Below are 19,005 nucleotides of genomic sequence, written 5' to 3' on the forward strand. Positions count from 1 at the left end.
CACAGGCACCGACCGTTCGGATTTCCCGAACGACGGGGCTTTTCACCCCTCCGCCGCTGGGGTGCGGTTCTGGTTTCGAACTGACCGGGCGAAACCGACATCGACCATGGGTCGCTCGGACCAGAACCGCCCGCTGCCGGGCACACCGACACTCGTGGCGCGCATCTTCCGTCGAGTGCGCCTCATTTCGGTGGCTCCCACGATCGCCCGGCCGTACGTTGCCCGCATGGACTTGCGGCGCTTGGAGACGTTGCTGGTGGTGGCCGACGAGGAGCACTTCGGCCGGGCCGCCGAGCGGTTGTTCCTGGCCAAGGCCACCGTGACCGAGCACGTCAAGCAGCTGGAGCAGGACTTCGGAACGCCGCTGCTGCACCGCAACCCGGTGCGCCTGACCCCCGCGGGCCACCGGCTCGCCCGGCACGCCCGCGCGCTGCTCGCCGCAGCCGACATCGCCCGCGCGGACGTCGCCGAAGCCGTATCGACCGAGCCGCGGACGCTGCGGGTCGGAGTCATGGGGCACGGTTCGGCGGAGCTGACACCAGCGACCGCGCAGGCGTTCCGGATGGCCCACCCCGAGATCGACCTGCGGCTGGTGCCGCTGGACTTCACCGAGCACGTGTCCGCGCTGCTGGAGCACCGCGTGGACGTGGCCTTCGTGCGCCCGGCCCCGGTGGACGAGCGCGTCGAGGTCGACGTGCTGACCACCGAGCGGCGCATCGTGGTGGTCTCGGCTCGCTGGGAGCTGGCCGACGCACCCGAGGTGCGGCTTGCCGACGTGCTCGACCTGCCGTTCATCCGGCTGCCCGAGCGCACGCCGCGCCCGTTCACCGACTACCTGTACTTCACCGCGGCGCGGGGTGGTGAGGCCCCCCGCCGCGGTCGCGACGACGCGGTCACGCCGCACGAGGTGCTCGCCACGGCGGCCGCCGGACGCGGTGCGGGTTCGGCGCTGGCATCCTTCGAGCGCTTCTACCCGTGGCCCGGCACCAGGTGCGTTCCGGTCGCGGACGCGCCGTGGGAGCACAGCGTGCTGGTCAGCCGCGCAGGCGACGAGGATCCGCAGGTGCGTGCCTTCCGGGCCTTGGCCACTGGACTCGCCCGCGAACTCGGCCCCGGGCTGCGGCTGACCCCGGTGTGATCCGTGCTCGCCCCGTGATCAGTGCTGCGCCGTGAGCTGGGCCTGGATGTCGGCTTCGTAGGTTGCGGTGCGGGTGTAGACGCCCGGGTTGCCCGGCCTCGCGCAGCCGTTGCCGGTGGAGACGATGCCGACGATCTTGCCGTCGACCACCAGCGGCCCGCCGGAGTCGCCCTGGCAGCTGTCGATGCCGCCTTCGGGGTATCCGGCGCAGACCATCGCCTGCGGGTCGTACTGGCCGTACGCCTGCTCGCAATCGGCGTCGGAGGTCAGCGGGACCTCGGCCTTCTGCAGGGTGTCCGAGGCGTCGCCGCCTTCTGAGGTTGCGCCCCAGCCGAGCACGGTCGCCATCCGGCCCGCCTCGTAGGAGGCGGTGTCGGCCGGTGTGGCCACCGGCAGCGGGGCCTGCGGGAGCTCCTGCTCGAGGGTCAGCACCCCCACGTCGGCCCCTGTGTTGGCGTCCTGGTAGTTCGGGTGGACCCAGATGTCGGTGACCGGGACCTCGACGCCGTCGGTGGAGGACTTGCTCTCCCGGCCTGCCACCACCCGCACCGACGCGGGCCGCTCGCCCTTGACGCAGTGCGCCGCCGTGATGACCTTGTTCGCCGCGCCGATGGTGCCCCCGCAGAACTGGTTGCCCTCGGCATCGGCCAGGTAGACCACCCACGGGTGGTCGGCGATCGGAGCCGCTTGTCCCCCGACGATCGGTGGCGCAGCGGTCCCCTGCTCGCCGGCGTTGGCCGAGGTGGCCAGCAGACCACCGATCAGGCCGATCGCCGCCAGCGCTCCGGTCGCCGCCCGCATCCCGAGTTCGTACTCCGCCATGGTTCGTCTCCTCCCCGGAGCCTTCCGGCGGCCGTCCGACCGCCGCTCCGGCTCGTCCAAAGTGTCCACGAGTAAGAGGAAACGAACCCTCTGCCAGATACACCTCGGCCAGGAGCTCAACACGAACGAGTGGAATTACACGCCACTTCCCACTCGGACGGCCCAACGATTCGGTCCACTGTGGATGGTCAACGGGAGATGCGTGCCACCCGGGACGGCGCAGCCGGCCCGGGTGGTCGATCAGTCCTCCAGCTGGCCTTCCAGCTCCAGGTACACCGACCGCAGATCGTCGAGGACCTGCTCGTCCGGTTCGGCCCACAGGCCTCGGTCCGCGGCTTCCAGCAGCCGCTCGGTCATGCCTCGCAACGCCCACGGGTTGGAGTTGCGCAGGAACTGCTGCACCTGCTCGTCGAAGACGTAGGACTCGGCCAGCTTCGCGTACATCCAGTCGTCGACGACCCCGGCGGTCGCGTCGAACCCGAACAGGTAGTCCACCGTGGCCGCGAGCTCGAAGGCGCCCTTGTAGCCGTGCCGCTGCATGGCCGAGATCCACTTCGGGTTGATCACCCGAGCCCGGAAGACCCGCTTGGTCTCCTCGCCCAGCGTGCGGGTCTTGACCGCGTGCGGCACCGCCGAGTCACCCACGTAGGCGGCCGGGCTCTGCCCGGACAGCGAGCGCACCATCGCGACCATGCCGCCGTGGTACTGGAAGTAGTCGTCGGAGTCGGCGATGTCGTGCTCGCGGGTGTCGACGTTCTTGGCCGCCACCTGGATGCGCTTGAACGCCGTCTCCATGTCGCCGCGCGCTTCGCGGCCGTCGAGCCCCCGGCCGTAGGCGTAACCGCCCCAGGTCGCGTAGACCTCGGCGAGGTCGGCGTCGCTGCGCCAGTTGCGGGCGTCGATCAGCGGCAGCAGCCCGGCACCGTAGGCGCCCGGCTTGGAACCGAAGATGCGCGTCGATGCCCGGCGGTCGTCGCCGTGCTCGTCGACGTCGGCGCGGTAGTGGGCGGCGACGTAGTTGTCCTCGTCGGGCTCGTCGAGCTTGGCCACGGTCTGCACCGCGTCGTCGATCAGCGAGACGACGTGCGGGAACGCGTCGCGGAAGAACCCGGAGATGCGCACCACGACGTCGATGCGCGGCCGGCCCAGCTCGGCGACCGGCACCACCTCGAAGCCGGTGACCCGTCGCGAGGCGTCGTCCCACTTCGGGCGGCAGCCCAGCAGCCAGAGGATTTCGGCGATGTCGTCGCCCTGCGTCCGCATCGCCGAGGTGCCCCACACCGTCAGGCCCACCGAGCGCGGGTTCTCACCGGTGTCGGCGACGTGCCGGGTGATCAGCGAATCCGCGAGCGCGGATCCGACGTCGAAGGCGTTGCGCGACGGGATGGCCTTGGGGTCCACGGAGTAGAAGTTGCGGCCGGTGGGCAGCACCGAGATCAACCCGCGGGTCGGCGACCCGGACGGCCCGGCGGGCACGAAGCCACCGTTGAGCGCGTGCAGGACGTGCTCGACCTCTTCGGTGGTGCGGGCCAGGCGCGGCACCAGTTCGACGCAGGCGAACCGCAGCACCCGCACGACGTCGGCGACGCCGGTGCCGATCACGTCGGTGACGACCTGCTCGGCGCGCTCGGAGTCCCAGTCGGTGTCGGCCAGCGCCTGGATCAGGTTGCGCGCCAACGACTCCACCAGGTCCACCGCGTCCGACGCCGAAGCCGACGGCCCCTCGACGAGCTCGGTCAGCTCGGCCGGAACGTCCGCGCGAGCACCGGGTTCGGCCAGCAGCGCCTGCTCGTCGAGCCCGAAGTGGTCCGACAGCGCGGAGCGCAGGCCGGGCAGCGCGCCGACCTTGCCGCCGAAGACCTGCTTCGCGCGCAGGATCGCGAGCACGTCGTTGACCAGCTCCTCGTCCCGCGGCGCGCGTCCGAGGATGTGCAGGCCGTCGCGGATCTGCACGTCCTTGATCTCGCACAGGTAGCCGTCGATGTGCATCACGAAGTCGTCGAAGGACTCCGCGTCCGGCTGGCCCTCCTGGTGCAGGTCGTGGTGCAGCTCCGCATGGGTGACCAGCTCCCAGATCTGGTTGCGCAGAGCCGGTTTCTTCTCCGGGTCCAGGTCGGTGACCAGCGCGTACTCGTCGAGCAGCTGCTCCAGCTTGGCGATGTCGCCGTAGGCGTCGGCACGGGCCATCGGCGGGATCATGTGGTCCACCACGGTCGCGTGCCCGCGCCGCTTGGCCTGGGTGCCCTCACCGGGGTCGTTGACGATGAACGGGTACACGAACGGCATGTCGCCCAGCACCGCGTCCGGCGCGCAGTCGGCCGCCAGCCCCAAACCCTTGCCCGGCAGCCATTCCAGGGTGCCGTGCTTGCCCAGGTGGATCACCGCGTGCGCGCCGAACTCCTCGGCCAGCCACCGGTAGGCCGCCAGGTACTGGTGCGAGGGCGGCAGGTCCGGGTCGTGGTAGATCGCGATCGGGTTCTCGCCGAACCCGCGCGGCGGCTGGATCAGGATCACCACGTTGCCGAAGCGCAGCGCGGCGACGTAGATGCAGCCCTCGTCGTCGACGTAGAGGCTGCCGGGCGGGGCGCCCCAGTGCTCGGTCATCGACGCCCGCAGCTCTTCGGGCAGCGCGTCGAACCACTCGCGGTAGCGGGTCGTCGGGACGCGGATCGCCGCCTCGGACATCTGCTCCTCGGTCAACCACTCCACGTCGTGGCCACCTGCGGAGATCAGCCGGTGGATCAGGGTGTCGCCGTCCAGGCCGGTCACGTCCAGGCCGCCGAGGTCGTAGCCGGCGTCCTCCAGAGCGCTCAGCAGCACGACCGCCGAGGCGGGGGTGTCCAGGCCGACGGCGTTGCCGACGCGGGAGTGCTTGGTCGGGTAGGAGGAGAGCACCACGCCGAGGCGCTTGGTGGAGTTGTCCACGTGCCGCAGCCGCGCCAGCGACACAGCGGTGGAGGCCACGCGGGCCGCGCGCTCGGGGTCGGCGACGTAGACCGGGATTCCCTCCGGGCCCTCCTCCTTGAAGGAGAACGGCACGCTGATCAAGCGGCCGTCGAACTCCGGCACGGCGACCTGCATCGCGGCGTCCATCGGCGACAGCGCGGCGTCGCTGTCGGACCACACCGCGCGGCTGGTGGTCAGGCACAGGCCCTGCAGCACCGGGATGTCGAGTTCGGCCAGCGCACCGGCGTCCCAGGAGTCCTCGTCACCACCCGCGCTGGCGTCGGCGGCGACCGCACCGCCCGCGGCGAGAACGGTGGCGATCAGCGCATCGCACCCACCCAGCAGTTCGCGCAGACCAGCGGCGTCGGACAGGCCGCGCAGCGAGCCGCAGAACACCGGCACCACGTTGGCGCCGGCCGATTCGACCTGGTCGGCGAGGGTGTCGACGAACGCGGTATTGCCCGCCAGCGCGTGCGCCCGGTAGAAGACGACGCCGATCGTCGGCCGCGACGGGTCGTGCTCGCGCTCGCCGTGCAGGCCGAACTCCGGCATCGACTGCGGTTCGGTGAACCCGGTGCCGGTCAGCAGCACCGTGTCGGACAGGAAGTGCGCCAGCTGGGCGAGGTTGTCCGGGCCGCCTTCGACCAGGTAGGCCAGGGCCTGGGTGGACACACCGGCGGGCACCGTGGACAGCGTCATCAGCTCGGCGTCCGGGGTGGCCTCGCCACCCAGCGCCACGGTCGGCAGCCCCGACGCCAGCACCGCGTCCAGGCCCTCCTCCCAGGCGCGACGGCCGCCCAGCAGCCGGACCACGACGACGTCAACGCCGTCGAGCAGCGCCGGAACGTCCTCAGCGGCCACGCGGGAGGGGTTGGCGACCCGGTAGTCGGCCTCGGCGGCACGGGCGGCCAGCAGGTCGGTGTCCGCAGTGGACAGCAGCAGAACTCGGGCGTCGCGGGCAGGCTCGCTCACGGTGATCCTCTCTCGGGGTGCGCGCCCCGGCGGGGGTCACGGCGGCAGGAGTTCCTGGCTCCCGGATCCTCGCGGTGTCCCGCCTCCCAGCCCTGCGCAGGCCGTGGCTGTCGGGTTCCGCTCCCCGGTCACAGTGGCGCGACCGCCCCGGCCTCACACCGGGTTCCTCCACGTCACCGCCGTACTGGCGCAGCCATCCTATCGACCCCGCGATCACCCACCACCCCACCGACGATTTCGCGAGAAAGATCTCCTCCACCCACTGCGACTCGTCTTGCTCACCGGTGCAGGGGGAGGACTCGAGCGGCTGCGCGGCTCCTGGCGCCGCTGATGCATGCCGGTGCTCGGCGTCGCGGCGTCCCACCCCCCGAAGCCGCTCAGAACCCCCCGGCGGTGCCGGTCTCGCCGGTGGTGGAGGAGAGCGGCTCCGCCGCTTGCCTGACGTGTTGTTCAGTAGCCGGCGGCTACGTTGACCAGGCCCAGGAGTGGTTGGCCTGCCATGTGGCGGCGGACGTTCTCCTCGACCCTGCGCGCCAGGGCCGGCATCTGCAGCGACGGCGGGTTGGCCGTGTGCGGGGAGATCAGCGCGCGCGGGTGGGTGAACAGCGGGTGCCCGTCGGGCAGCGGTTCCGGGTCGGTGACGTCGAGCGCGGCACCGCCGATCCGGCCGGCGTCCAGGGCATCGACCAGCGCCTCGGTGTCGACCAGCGAACCCCGCGCGATGTTGATCAGCCACGCGTCGGACTTCATCGCCCGCAACGCGGCGGCGTCGATGAGCTTCGAGGTCGCCGAGGTCGCCGGAGCCGCCACCACCACGAAGTCCGACTCCGCGAGCAGCTCCCGCACCCCGTCGGCATCCTCGGACGGCCAGGTCCGCTCGGCGCCCAGCACCGGCTTGCCGGAGCGGTTGACCGCCAGCACCCGGACGACGAAGGGACGCAGCATCTCGATCAGCGCCTTGCCGATCCCACCAGCGCCGATGATGCCGACGGTCGAGCCGGCGAGGCTGCGCATGCCCTCGGGACGCTGCCAGGTGGTGGCTCGCGCCATCGCGACGAGCTGCCGCGAACCTGCGAGCATCAGGCCGAGGGTGTGCTCGGCGACGGTCTGGGCGAAGGTGCCCGCGGCCGAGGTGAAGGTCAGGTCCTCGCGCAGCGCGCCGGAGGCCACCCAGGATTCGATGCCGGCCGAAGGCAGCTGCACCCATTCCAGGTCCGGGCGGTCGTACTCGCCGAACCGGCTCGGCTCCCCGCCGAACCAGACCAGCGCGTTCGCCTCCTCCGCCGAGCTGAGCTCAGCACCGGCCGCTACCACGGCGGCTTCCAGCTCGGGCTGGGCGACCGGACCAACGTGGACCTTCACGACTCTTCCTCTCTCACGAACTGCGAACGCGTCCCCCCCGGGGGGGGGGAACGTCAGCCCTCGACGAGCTGTGCCAGCGCGGGCAGCTGGGACTCATCCTCCAGCGCCGAACCGACCGCGACCACGTCGGCTCCGGCCCGCAAGAACTCGGGAGCGTTGCGGGCGTTCATCCCGCCGGTGGCCACCAGGCGCAGCGAGGGGAAGGGGCCCTTCACCGCGCGGAACCAGCTGCTGCCCAGCTCAGCGGCGGGGAACGCCTTCACCCACGACAACCCGAGGCGCAACGCCTGCTGGACCTCGCTGGGCGTGGCCACCCCGGGCACGTGCGGCAGGTCGAGTTCGGCGCTCAACCGCACGACCTCGGCATCCAGGCCGGGCGCGATGGTGAAGGCCGCGCCCAGGTCGCGGGCGGTGCGGAGCTGTTCGGGGGTGATGATCGTTCCCGCGCCGACCGGGCGGCCGCGTTCGGCTCCGGCGCGCACGGCCGCTGCCAGGGAGGGCTCGGCCTTCGGCGTCTCGATCGGGACTTCGACGGCGTCGATGCCCAGGTCCCAGGCTCGTTCAGCCAGCTCCGCGGTCCGCTGCGGGTCCATGCCGCGCAGGATTGCCATCACCGGCGTGGCGAACAACTCCTCCAGGAAGGGCACTTCTCACTCACTCCCGTCGAATCGCAGCGCGCCCCACTGCTCCTCGTCGAGCGCCAGCCAGCGCGCGAGCGAATCGGCGTCGGGCGGTGCGGTGTGGTCCTCGGTGCTGCGCAAGCTGTGCGCGGCCAGCAGGTGCCCGCGGCGCAGGCAGTTCTCGTCGTCCTCGCCGCGCAGCACCCCGGAGAGGAAACCGGCCGCGAAGGCGTCACCGGCGCCGACCGGTTCGACGACCTCGACGGTCGGGGCGGGCACGACGGTGCGGCGCTCGCCGAGCGCGTAGGCGGCCTCGGCTCCGTCCTTGACCACGACGGTGACCGGTGAGTCGAGCAGTTCCCGCACGTCGTCGGCGGTTCTCACACCCCACAGGGTGGCGGCTTCGTCGAGTCCGACGAACACGACGTCGGCGAGCTGGGCGAGCTCGGCGAGCACCGGGGCGGCCTGCCGAGCCGACCACAGCGTCGGCCGGTGGTTCACGTCGAAGGAGATCGGGCCACGGCGGGGGCGGGTCAGCAGCCGTCGGGTCAGCCGGTCGCAGCCCTCGGACAGCGCCGGGGTGATGCCGCTGATGTGCACGACGCGGGCGGCGTCGATGACGTCGTCGGCGAGGAAGTCCTGGTCCATCGTCGAGGCAGCCGAGCCCGCGCGGTAGTAGTGGACTCGGGTTCCGTCCGGCCCGGGGTCCTTGAAGTAGACGCCGGTCGGTGCCTCGGAACGCATCTCGACCAGGCCGGTGTCGACGCCCGCGCCCGCGATGGAGGCGGCCACGCGCCGCCCGAGCGGATCATCACCAAGGCGGCTGGCCCACCGCACGTGGTGTCCGAGGGAGGCCAGGTGAACGGCCACGTTTGACTCGGCGCCACCGGCGGAGAGCGTGAACGCGGGGGCCTCTTCGAGGGGGAGCGGGGCGGCCGGGGCGACCAGCGACATGGTCTCTCCCAGGCACAACACCTCGGCCTCGTTGCCCACCTGCGCCACGTTTCCTCCTGCCATCACTGGGACGGGCGACAGCTTAGCCAGACACCGCTGCGAATTGCACACCTCCCATTGCATGAGGCGCAACCAGGCGGGTAGAACCGGCGGGCCGCACCGGCGTGGGTTCTCCTAGGCTGTGCCCGGTGATCGACAACGATCATTCCCACAGCCACCAGGAAAAGGAGGATGCTCGCATGAGTCTGGAGCGCCCGATCGATCCTGATCCGTACTCGTTCCTGCCTTCGGTCCCCGCGTTCACCGTCACCTCCACCGACGTGGCCGACGGCCGGGCCATGCCGAAGGCCCATGCCTACGACGGGATGGGCGCGGACGGGCAGAACGTGTCGCCGCAGCTGAGCTGGTCGGGTTTCCCGGAGACCGCCAAGAGCTTCGTGGTCACCTGCTTCGACCCGGACGCACCGATCCCCGGCGGGTTCTGGCACTGGACCCTCGTCGACGTTCCCGCCGACGTCACCGAGCTGGCCGCCGACGCGGGCAACCGCAGCGGCCAGAACATCCCGGCGGGTTCGTTCCACGTCGCCAACGACATGGGCGAGCGCGCCTTCGGCGGTGCTGCCCCGCCGCCCGGCGACCGGCCGCACCGCTACTACTTCGTGGTGCACGCGGTGGACACCGAGGAGCTCGGCGTGGACGAGAACGCCTCGGCGGCGGTGGTCAGCTTCAACCTGGCCTTCCACACCGTCGGCCGCGCCGTCATCACCCCCACCTACCAGCACTGATTCCGCACGACGTCGCGCCCGCCCGGACCAGTCCGGGCGGGCGCGACGTCGTCATCACCCGGAAGAGATGTATCTGTTGAGGGTGTTCGCGCCTCTTCTTTCATGAGGGAGGTGCGAGAGATGAGTCTGCTGCCGGGTTCCACCGCCGCGGTGATCGCGACCGGGGTCGCCGCGCTGCTGCTGCCGTCGTTCGTCGCCGGTCGCTACCGCCGGCACGGCGAGCTGGGCGCGGGAACGGCCGTGCTGCGCTTCGCGACGCTGCTCTACGCGATCGCGCTGGGCTGCTACGTCCTGCCGCCCACCGGCACCTCCTGCTTCCCCGTGCAACTGCGCCCGCTGTCGGCGCTCACCAGCGCCGTGGGGGTCGAGCAGTTCGCCTGCAACGTCGCGCTGTTCGTCCCGCTGGGCGCGCTGCTGCGCCGCGCCCCACCGGTGGCGGCGCTGGCCGGCGCCGTCCTGTCGGCGTTCGTCGAGGTCACCCAGCTGACCGGGCTGTGGTTCCGGTTCCCGTGCCCCCACCGGGTGTTCGACGTCGACGACGTCATCGCCAACACCACCGGGGCCGCGCTCGGAAGCCTGCTGGCCCCGCTGCTGCACCGGATTCCAGCGGGCAGTGGTCGACGCGCCAGCGAACCGCGTCCGTTGACCGTCGGTCGTCGGCTGCTGGGGATGTGCTGCGACGGCCTGCTGCTGTGGTGGCTGGGCGTCACCTGCGTTCACCTGACCGGCTTCGCCCTGCGCTGGGCAGGCATCCCGCCCTCGACGGAGTTGCAGGTGACCGCGGCGTGGCTGGTCCCGGCGCTGCTGTTGCTGTTCGCCGCCCTGACCTCGGACGGCACGCCCGGTCAGCGGCTGGTCCTGCTGCGGGCGCCCTCAGCCGGCGGACGAGCCGCCGTCCTGCGCTGGACGCTGGGCGCCGGGGGCCTCGCGCTGCTGCAGGGCGCATGCGAGCTGGCGAGGGGAGCGCCGAGCGGGGTGCTCGGCCTGCTGTGGTGCGCCGCGCACGCGATCGGTGTGATCTGGGACAGAGATCGGCGTGGAATCACCGGGCGGCTCTCCGGGTTGGAACTGACCGACGTCCGCGGACCGGCGACGGCCCGCACCAAGTGAGGCAGGATGGAACCGTGCGGCATTTCGATCTAGTCATCATCGGCTCCGGCTCCGGCAACTCGATCCTCGACGACCGGTTCGCCGACTGGAACGTGGCCGTCGTCGAGAAGGGCATCGGCCCCAACGACGCCTACGGCGGCACCTGCCTCAACGTCGGCTGCATCCCGACGAAGATGTTCGTGCACACCGCCGACGTCGCGGGCGCCCCCGAAGCCGGCGCCGGGCTCGGTGTCGACCTCGAACGCCGCGGCGTGCGCTGGCCGGAGGTCCGCGACCGCATCTTCGGCCGCATCGACCCGATCTCCGAAGGCGGCCGCCGCTACCGGGCCGAGGGCTCGCCCAACGTGACCCTGCTGACGGGCGAGGCCACGTTCACCGACGTCAAGCAGCTGACCGTCCAGACCGCCGACGGCGCTGAGACGATCACCGCCGACCGCTTCGTGGTCGCCGCCGGTGGCCGCCCAGTCATCCCCGAGATCCCCGGCCTGGACCAGGTCGAGGTGCACACCAGCGACACCGTGATGCGCCTGGACGAGCTCCCCCGCCGGATGATCATCGTGGGCACCGGTTTCATCGGCGCCGAGTTCGCGCACGTCTTCAGCTCGCTGGGCGTTGAGGTCACCATGATCGGCCGCTCGGGCAAGGTGCTGCGCGTCGAGGACGCCGACGTGGCCACCCGGTTCACCGAAATCGCCGCCCGCCGCTGGGACCTGCGGCTCAACCGCAAGGTCGTCTCCGCCGAGAAGACCGGCGATGCGATCCGGCTGAACCTGGAGGGCCCGGAGGGCGCGGAATCCGTCGAAGCCGAGAAGCTGCTGGTCGCGGTCGGGCGAACTCCCAACGCCGATCTGATCGACGCGGCGACCGGTGGGCTGGAGCTCACCGACGAGGGCAAGATCGCGGTCGACGACACCCAGCGCGCCTCGGTCGAGGGCGTGTGGGCGCTCGGCGACATCAGCTCGGAGCACGAGCTCAAGCACGTCGCCAACCACGAGACCCGCGTCGTGCAGCACAACCTCCTGCACCCCGAGGCCCCGATCTCCTCCGACCACCGCTTCGTGCCGCACGCGGTGTTCTCCGGTCCGCAGATCGCCGCGGTCGGCCTCACCGAGCAGCAGGCCCAGCAGCGGGGCGTCGAGTACGTCACCTCCACCCAGGACTACGCGGGCATCGCCTACGGCTGGGCGATGGAGGACACCACCGGTTTCGCCAAGCTGCTGGCCGACCCGAACACCGGGCTGCTGATCGGCGCGCACGTCATCGGCCCGCAGGCGCCGACGCTGCTGCAACCGATCATCCAGGCCATGCACTTCGGCCTGGACGCGCGCAGCATGGCTCGCGGCCAGTACTGGATCCACCCGGCGATGCCGGAACTGCTGGAGAACGCGCTGCTCAACCTGCCGCTCAACTGATCCGGCGCACGTCCAACGGCGTTTCGACCGCGGTCCCGTCCGGGCCGCGATCGACCCGGTAGGCCCCTGCGCGGCGCTTCTCGGAGAGCGCCTCGACGAGTTCGGTGCCCCGGTAGAGCAGACCTGCACCGTCGGCGGTGGCGTAACCCGGCGGCAGCGTCCCCTCTGCGATCAGGCGCTGGAGAAGCGGACGCCGTCGGGGTTCGCTGTCGTAGTGCACTCCGTTGGAGTGCGGCAGCAGACCGAGGCCGTTGGTGACGGGCCGCAGCTCGGGACCGAACGAGTCGGTGGTGCCGCCCGCGTGCCAGCAGATCGACCCGGCCGACACGCCGGTGAGCACGACCCCCGCCTGCCACGCCTCGCGGAGCACCTCGTCGAGGCGGTGCAGCCGCCACATCGCCAGGAGCCCGGCGACGCTGCCGCCCCAGACCCACACGACGTCCCTGGTCAGCAGGTGCTCGCGCACGTCGTCGATGTTCGGCATGGGGAACAGCGCCAGGTGGCTGGGTTGCCAGCCCTCAGCGACGGCGTTGGCGTAGAAGGTGCCGATCAGCCCGGCGTCGTCACCGACCGCGGTGGCCAGGAGGCACACGCGCGGCGCGCGGCCGGTGGTCCCGGAGAGGTCGACGGCGTGCCGGGTCAGCGCTCCGATCCCCCACGGCAGGCGATCGGATGCGCTGATCCCGCCACTGGTGGCGAGGATCGTCGGGGCGTCAGCGGGCATGTCCGAAGGCTATCCAGCTCACCGCCGAGCGACCCGCGGTTCTGCTCAGGCGGGGACGGATGGTTCCGGATCAGCCCAGTAGTCGGTGCCCATGTCGAAGGTCCCGTCGGCCGCGGGCGCGGCCCAGGACGCCGCGACCACTCCGGCGGCGAAGCCTCCGCGACGCTCCGCGGGGACCGGGGTCGGTTCGAGCGACACCGCCGGGGCACCGAAGCGGGTGATCACGATGTGCTCGCCGGCTTCGGCGCGGTCGAGCAGCTCGGTCAGCCGCTCGCGGGCTTCATCCACGGAAAACTCAACAGCCATGCCGACAAGTTACCTGCATCACGCTGATCTTGAGACCGAACCGGGTAGTTGGTTGGGCAGTTCTGCCTACACCCCACCTCGAAGCAAGTCCCTTTCGCCCCGCTCTGTCGGGAAATGCGTCAACTGAGTCCTGCGGCCAGACGCGGCAGACCCGTTGGCGCGCCGCCGTCGAGGAGGCGGCGCAGCGCATCGGTGTCGAGGTGCTTGGACACGAGGTCGCCGAGCAGGTCGAGCTGCGCGTCGCGGATGTCGGCGAACACGGTGTCCTCGGCGGCGCGGAAACCGTCCCGACCGGCCAGCCCGGCGGCCCAGCCGAGGAATTCGCGCCGGAAGTCGTCGTTCTCGAACAGACCGTGCCAGTGCGTGCCCAGCACCGGCCCCGAGATCCCGCCTTCCCCTTCGCCGTCGGGGAGCGTGATCAGCGGCGGCAGGTCACCTCGGCGGACCTCGACGCCGTGATGGATCTCGTAGCCCGCGACGTCTTCGCCGAACGCCTCACCACGCGGCCTGGCCAGCGTTTTCTCGCGATCGAAGTCGATCTCGAGGTCGAGCAACCCGAGCCCGTCTACTGCACCGGACCCGGACTCGACCTCGTCGTGGATGCGTCTGGTCAGCATCTGGAACCCGCCGCAGATCCCGGCCACCGGAAGCCCCGCCCGCGCGTGCTCGCGGATCGCCTCGGCCAGGCCGCTCTCGCGCAGCCACGCCAGGTCGGCCACCGTGGACTTCGAACCGGGCAGCACCACCAGATCGGCGTCGGAGAGCCGGGAGGGCTCGGTCACGAACCGCACGGCCACACCGGGCTCGGCGGCGAGCGCTTCGACGTCGGTGGCGTTGGAGATCCGGGGCAACCGCGGCACGGCGACCCGCAACCACTGCTCACCTCGCGGCGGCGCGGGCCGGCCGACGACGCCGTCGGCGACGTAGGACAGCGAGTCCTCGGCGTCGAGCCACAGGTCTTCTGCCCACGGCAGCACGCCGTGCACCGGCCGCCCGGTCAGCGCCCGCAGCTGGTCCAGGCCAGGCCGCAGCAGCTCGGGATCACCCCGGAACTTGTTGATCACGAAGCCGGCGACCAGCGCCTGATCGGCGGCGTCCAGCAGCGACAGGGTGCCGAAGAGCTGCGCGAACACGCCGCCCCGGTCGATGTCACCGACCACGACCACGGGCAGCCGCGCGGCCTGCGCGAGCCCCATGTTGGCGATGTCGCTGGCCCGCAGGTTGATCTCCGCAGGCGATCCCGCACCCTCGCAGACGACGTAGTCGTGGTCACGCCGCAGCTCGTCCAAAGTGGACGCGACGGTGTCCAGCAGGGCCGCCTTGCGCTCGCGGTAGGACAACGCGGTCACCTCACCGGCGACGCGGCCGAGCACCACGACCTGCGACTGCCGGTCGCTGCCGGGCTTGAGCAGCACGGGGTTGAACCGCACGGACGGCTCGACACCGCACGCCGCCGCCTGCACCGCCTGCGCCCGCCCGATCTCCCCGCCGTCCGGCGTGACCACGGAGTTGTTCGACATGTTCTGCGCCTTGAACGGAGCGACCCGCGCTCCGGTACGCGCCAACCACCGGCAGATCCCAGCGGTCACCACGCTCTTCCCCGCATCCGATGTCGTCCCAGCGATCAGCAGCGCATTCACACCCCGTTCCTACCCCATCCGGCAGCACCAGAGCCCGTCGGGCTGAACGCCGTTTGAGCAGGGTCGACACGCTGAGCAGGAAGTCGCGAAGGCAGCGGGCAAGCGCGCGAACGAAACCAACCGGCGCCACACCTCTCCGACCACGGCACTCACCCCTTGAGACTGCTGAGGCAGCCAGGGCGGCGCAGGCCGACCGGGTCAAGGTCTTCCTGTGCGGTTTTTCCGCCATAGTGACCGAATCCAGACACCGAATGTGGGAAAGTCTGGCCTCATGGAACCTGAGTACCTCGTGCGGGATCTGGAGGCCAAGGCCGCCGAGATGCAACGCCGCGCAGAAGAAATGCAGGAGCAGATCAAGAGCGCGAACGCGACGGCGACCTCTCGTGACGGAGCGGTAACGGTGCAGGTCGCTCCCAATGGCGCGTTGCAGAACATCGAGTTCTCCCAACGCGCCACTTCGCTGTCGGCGATCCAGCTCACCCAGACCGTGATGCAGACGGTGCGACAGGCCCAAATGGAAGCAGCACGCAAGATCACCGAGATCGTGGAGCCGCAGTTCGGCGGTACCGACGCGATGGACTTCATCACCGGATTCATGCCCCAGCCCGACGACGAACAGCAGACCGGCAAGGAGTCGTCAGGACCGCAGAAGAACGCACCGAAGCGTCCGGAACCGCAATCCGGCTGGGATGACGACGACGACCTCAACGACGGTCGTTCGTTCCTGCGCTGATCAGAAGGGGTGGACAATGGGTGACGGCTTCAAAGTCAACCCGGACGAGCTCCGCTCATTCGCGAAAGGGCTCGATGAGCGAGGCGATCAGGTGAGCAATGCCGCTCAGGCCACCAGCGAGATCAAGCTCGGAGAGGAGGCATTCGGCCCCTTGGTCGTCATCCTCTCTCAATTCGTCGACAACGCTAGCGACGAATTCTCCCAGAAGCTCAAGGAGTGCTCGGCGTCCATCGACAGGGCTGTCGACGACATCAACGCCGCCGCCGCTGACTACGAACGCGACGACGAGCAGGGCGGCCAGAACATCGACCAGGTCAAGGGGGCGATGTAGGTGGGAGAAGGAGTCTTCACCGGGTTCGACAGCGCCACGGACTCGGTGTCCGGCGCGGGCCCCGTTGAATCCGCCGTCCAGACCTTCGATTCGCTTGGCCGGCTGTCCGAAGGCGATTTCTTGGAGGCCGGTCTCAACGTCGGTGCCTTCGGTCTGGATCTGCTGGGTGCGGCGATGGACCCGCTCGGAGCGTTGGCCAGCGCCGGGATCAGTTGGCTGATTGAACACATCAGCTTCCTGCGCGATGGGCTAGACTCGCTCATGGGCGACCCTGACACGATCAAAAAAGGCTGTCAGAAGTGGAACGACACCGCGCTGAAGCTGGATGAGATCGCGAAGCAGCAGAAGCAGGCGCTCGACAGCCAGGTGCAGAACTGGGAGAAGTCAGCCGCGGACGCATTCCGAAAGAGCCACGGGCAGCTGAGCGAGGAAATCGCCGCCGTCTCGAAGGCATGCACCGGAATGTCGGAAACGATCTCGAACTGCGGCATCGCCACTGCGGCCCTGCGGGGCATGGTTCGCGACATGATCGCCACCTTCATCTGGGAGGTCATCCGAAACGCGGTCATCGCATTGGCGGGTTCGTTCGCGACCTTCGGTGCCGCCGCAGCGGCATTCGCCGCCTGGACCGTGGGACGCGGTGCCATGCTGCTCGGCAAGATCGCGTCGTACATGACCAAATTGATCGGCGCTGTCGGCAAGGTCGTAAGCCGCCTCAAAACGCTTCTGACCAAGGTCGATGACATCGTCCGCGGCATGAAGCGCTTCGGCCGGGGCGGTGATGGTCCCGCTCCCACCCGTCCGACGGGCGCCACCGACGCTCCACCAGGCCCACGTTCATCGGGGTCCGAATCACCACCCGCGTCCACGCAGGCCAGCAATGCGGATACGACGCCGAGCACGTCGAACGATCCCAGCATCAGCGCACGCTTGGACAACTGGGGACAGAAGAAGGTCGATGACAGCAAGGCCGACTACCAGCGGCGGCGCGAGGAGATCGACGAGAAGTACCAGGGAAGTGCGTGGCAGCGGTACAAAGATTCCGGAGACACCTACGAAAACTGGAATCGAGGGTGGAACAACTCGACGGCCGAGGGAATCTCCAATGCCTACACGCCCTACTCGCCTCTGGAGCGCAGCGGCGGTGGCCAGATGGCACACTCGGTTCCGAACTTCCACGAAGGCGCCGGTTTCGTGAACAAATTCGCAGGTGACCTCTTCCGAGAGGGAACCAAGGCCGACGATATGAAGAACGAAGTGTCCGAACCGAAGACGGACGACAAGAGCCGGGCCGACCAGATCAAGAACAGCCAGGGCGATCGGGTGGAAGAAATCCGCGATCGGTGAACCGCACGTGAGTGCGTAGCCGGAAAAGGCACCGGCTACGCACTCACGGCCTCCGAGTACGCCACGGAATGAGCGCCAGCACCAACAGAACGCCGGAAATTCCGACGATCCCGAGATAGACGGCGCCACGCGCACCAGGCACTTCCGTCACGTGCAATGGGCCGCCGACACCGCTCCGATCGGTCACCAGCTGAAGATCGGAACCGAACGGCCCGGCAAAGCCGATCGGATCGTATTCAAGTCGCTGGCCACCGCATTGCACGGTGTAGGTGTAGAAGTTCGGCGAGCGAGTGGAATCTTGCCAATTCGCGTCGAGGACCTGGCACCGCACCGGATCCGAACCGGCCACTGCCAGCCAGCCTGGGCGGCCGCCGAGCATGCCCGCCAGCGCGAGGGCGAACAAGCCCACCGCACACGCGATGCGAAGTGTTCGGGGCGCTGGAAGCCCGGACACCCCTCGGTAGAGGAGGATCAGACCGAACAGCGGTACGGCCAGCAGCGCGAGGTCCCAACCAGTGCCGGACAGGGGCCCGATCAACAGCGCGACCACGAAGAAGATCACCGTGATCGCACGACATGTCGTGTGCCGGACGGTTTGAGCAGATTCCGAACCACCTGCGGCCACCAACAGCCGCAACCCGAGCACGACCGGAACGACCGCCGCGATCGCGTTGACGATGCCCCGCACACGGGATGACGGATCCGAAACAGCGACCAAGATCGCGATCGCGATCAACACGACGCCGTAGTTCAGAGCGACGAAACCGTTTCGTCGACACCGCATCCGCTCCGGTGATCTCTCCGGATGTTGCGAAACGGCCCTGGTGTTCCAGGCCATGCTGAAGGCCAGCGTGCCGAAACCAATCAGAACGAAGCCCACGACGTGGACGAGCCAGTGCAGCGGCAGGAGCACGAGCAACGCGCCGACAGCCTGAATACCGATGGGCACGACCACATCGGCCGAGGACCCGCCGGATCGGTCCGCCTGACCAGCGGTGTCCGGCGACTGCTGTGGTGACGACATCGATCCAAACTCCCGAAACAGACGGCACGGCACTCGCGAGACGATATCTCACCCGGTCGGGCCAAGAAGGCAAGATCAGAAACCTGGAACCCGGGCACAACTGGTACTGCACTGCCGAGATTCGCGACACCAAGACGCGAAACATGAGATAACGCAACAACGCATCGCTGAGCTGCGTAGAGCCACCAAACAGCCGAGATGGTCGCTAGCGCAGGAGGCCCGGCCGGAGCTCGGAGACCGCCCGGGTGACGCGGTGGACGACGGATTTCCCGGGAAGTTTGATTCGCGGTGGAACCGCCCGCTGTTTGTCGAGGATTTGCTTGTGGCGTCGGGCGAACCCGTCATCGACCGGCTGGAACAGCAGAGCCGCGGAGACCGGTTTCGAGTTCGGGGCGTCTTTGACCTTGGGGCGCGGGAGCTGACCGTGGATCGCGTGCAATTCGCTCCACGAGACCAGATCGGTCTCTGCCGTGTATCCGCAGCCAGATGCCGCGTTCGTCGATGAGGAGGCGGTGGAGCTGAGCGACCATCCCGATCGCGCCGACCACCCCGATCAGGGCGAGCGGACCGAACAGCACGGTGAAGAACCAACCGATGTAGGGCGCGGCATCCCGCCCTTTCCGCGTGACGATCTCGTCCGGGGACAGCGCAACGGCTAAGAACAAGCCGACGAAGGCGAGGAGGAACAACATCCCCGCCAGGAATCCCCAGCCTTCGCGGTACCGGACGACCTTCGCCGATGCGCTGGGCGCCCACATCTCGGTCTGCACGCGCCCAGC

The 19,005-nt window shown here is 69.6% G+C and carries 17 protein-coding genes and 1 riboswitch; of the genes, 7 read left to right on the forward strand and 10 right to left on the reverse strand.

Translation table 11 applies throughout. The annotated features are described in order from the left end of the window. Positions 1-226 precede the first annotated feature (226 nt). Complete coding sequence (locus tag E1161_RS07035; RefSeq protein ID WP_132620802.1) at positions 227-1,138, forward strand: LysR family transcriptional regulator; 912 nt, start codon at positions 227-229, stop codon at positions 1,136-1,138. A gap of 18 nt (positions 1,139-1,156) precedes the next feature. Here E1161_RS07035 and E1161_RS07040 read toward each other — a convergent pair whose 3' ends face one another. From E1161_RS07040 to E1161_RS07060, 5 genes are all read right to left on the reverse strand, one after another. Continuing rightward, complete coding sequence (locus tag E1161_RS07040) at positions 1,157-1,960, reverse strand: S1 family peptidase (RefSeq protein ID WP_132620803.1); 804 nt, start codon at positions 1,958-1,960, stop codon at positions 1,157-1,159. A 240-nt stretch (positions 1,961-2,200) separates the two neighbouring features. After that, on the reverse strand, positions 2,201-5,878 hold the full coding sequence (gene cobN / locus E1161_RS07045; protein ID WP_132620805.1) for a cobaltochelatase subunit CobN: 3,678 nt from the start codon (positions 5,876-5,878) through the stop codon (positions 2,201-2,203). 49 nt (positions 5,879-5,927) lie between these two features. After that, a riboswitch (cobalamin riboswitch) is annotated at positions 5,928-6,046 on the reverse strand. 282 nt (positions 6,047-6,328) lie between these two features. Beyond that, positions 6,329-7,240 (reverse strand): D-isomer specific 2-hydroxyacid dehydrogenase family protein, encoded by a 912-nt coding sequence (locus tag E1161_RS07050; protein ID WP_132620807.1) that lies wholly within the window; start codon positions 7,238-7,240, stop codon positions 6,329-6,331. A 53-nt stretch (positions 7,241-7,293) separates the two neighbouring features. Next, positions 7,294-7,887, reverse strand: a complete 594-nt coding sequence (locus tag E1161_RS07055; protein WP_235874845.1) for a bifunctional 4-hydroxy-2-oxoglutarate aldolase/2-dehydro-3-deoxy-phosphogluconate aldolase — start codon at positions 7,885-7,887, stop codon at positions 7,294-7,296. 3 nt (positions 7,888-7,890) lie between these two features. Further along, entirely contained in the window at positions 7,891-8,862 is a 972-nt protein-coding gene (locus E1161_RS07060) for a sugar kinase (protein WP_235874846.1), read from the reverse strand. Positions 8,863-9,053: 191 nt separating this feature from the next. On the opposite strand from E1161_RS07060, the gene E1161_RS07065 reads away from it, so the two are divergent. The 3 genes from E1161_RS07065 (at position 9,054) to E1161_RS07075 (ending at position 12,121) form a co-directional block, all read left to right on the forward strand. Beyond that, on the forward strand, positions 9,054-9,599 hold the full coding sequence (locus tag E1161_RS07065; protein WP_132620811.1) for a YbhB/YbcL family Raf kinase inhibitor-like protein: 546 nt from the start codon (positions 9,054-9,056) through the stop codon (positions 9,597-9,599). A 120-nt stretch (positions 9,600-9,719) separates the two neighbouring features. After that, positions 9,720-10,709 carry a VanZ family protein gene (locus E1161_RS07070; RefSeq protein ID WP_165939711.1) on the forward strand — a complete coding sequence of 330 codons (990 nt, stop codon included), beginning with the start codon at positions 9,720-9,722 and terminating at the stop codon, positions 10,707-10,709. 14 nt (positions 10,710-10,723) lie between these two features. Further along, a complete protein-coding gene (locus E1161_RS07075; protein WP_132620815.1) occupies positions 10,724-12,121 on the forward strand; it encodes a mycothione reductase in 1,398 nt (465 codons plus the stop codon). Here the strand turns inward: E1161_RS07075 and E1161_RS07080 are convergent. The 3 genes from E1161_RS07080 to E1161_RS07090 all read right to left on the reverse strand — a co-directional run bounded on the left by E1161_RS07080 (position 12,114) and on the right by E1161_RS07090 (position 14,791). Then, a complete protein-coding gene (locus tag E1161_RS07080; RefSeq protein ID WP_132620817.1) occupies positions 12,114-12,845 on the reverse strand; it encodes a Type 1 glutamine amidotransferase-like domain-containing protein in 732 nt (243 codons plus the stop codon). The two genes, E1161_RS07075 and E1161_RS07080, sit on opposite strands and share 8 nt — an antisense overlap. 45 nt (positions 12,846-12,890) lie before the next feature. Then, positions 12,891-13,151: a type II toxin-antitoxin system Phd/YefM family antitoxin gene (locus E1161_RS07085; RefSeq protein ID WP_132620819.1), complete on the reverse strand. Its 261-nt coding sequence runs from the start codon at positions 13,149-13,151 to the stop codon at positions 12,891-12,893. Between the two features lie 119 nt (positions 13,152-13,270). Beyond that, positions 13,271-14,791 (reverse strand): cobyric acid synthase, encoded by a 1,521-nt coding sequence (locus E1161_RS07090; protein WP_132620821.1) that lies wholly within the window; start codon positions 14,789-14,791, stop codon positions 13,271-13,273. A 211-nt stretch (positions 14,792-15,002) separates the two neighbouring features. On the opposite strand from E1161_RS07090, the gene E1161_RS07095 reads away from it, so the two are divergent. The 3 genes from E1161_RS07095 to E1161_RS07105 are packed head-to-tail and all read left to right on the forward strand — an operon-like array spanning position 15,003 to position 17,202. Next, positions 15,003-15,524, forward strand: a complete 522-nt coding sequence (locus tag E1161_RS07095) for a YbaB/EbfC family nucleoid-associated protein (protein WP_132620823.1) — start codon at positions 15,003-15,005, stop codon at positions 15,522-15,524. A gap of 16 nt (positions 15,525-15,540) precedes the next feature. After that, a complete protein-coding gene (locus E1161_RS07100) occupies positions 15,541-15,855 on the forward strand; it encodes a type VII secretion target (protein ID WP_165939712.1) in 315 nt (104 codons plus the stop codon). Further along, on the forward strand, positions 15,856-17,202 hold the full coding sequence (locus E1161_RS07105) for a WXG100 family type VII secretion target (protein WP_132620827.1): 1,347 nt from the start codon (positions 15,856-15,858) through the stop codon (positions 17,200-17,202). 43 nt (positions 17,203-17,245) lie between these two features. Here E1161_RS07105 and E1161_RS07110 read toward each other — a convergent pair whose 3' ends face one another. After that, positions 17,246-18,226: a hypothetical protein gene (locus E1161_RS07110; RefSeq protein WP_132620829.1), complete on the reverse strand. Its 981-nt coding sequence runs from the start codon at positions 18,224-18,226 to the stop codon at positions 17,246-17,248. A gap of 341 nt (positions 18,227-18,567) precedes the next feature. Further along, positions 18,568-18,996, reverse strand: coding sequence for a hypothetical protein (locus tag E1161_RS07115; protein ID WP_132620831.1), 429 nt, complete (start codon positions 18,994-18,996; stop codon positions 18,568-18,570). Positions 18,997-19,005: the final 9 nt, after the last annotated feature.

Source organism: Saccharopolyspora aridisoli (genome assembly GCF_004348445.1).
In the GTDB taxonomy this organism is placed as follows: Bacteria; Actinomycetota; Actinomycetes; order Mycobacteriales; family Pseudonocardiaceae; genus Saccharopolyspora; species Saccharopolyspora aridisoli.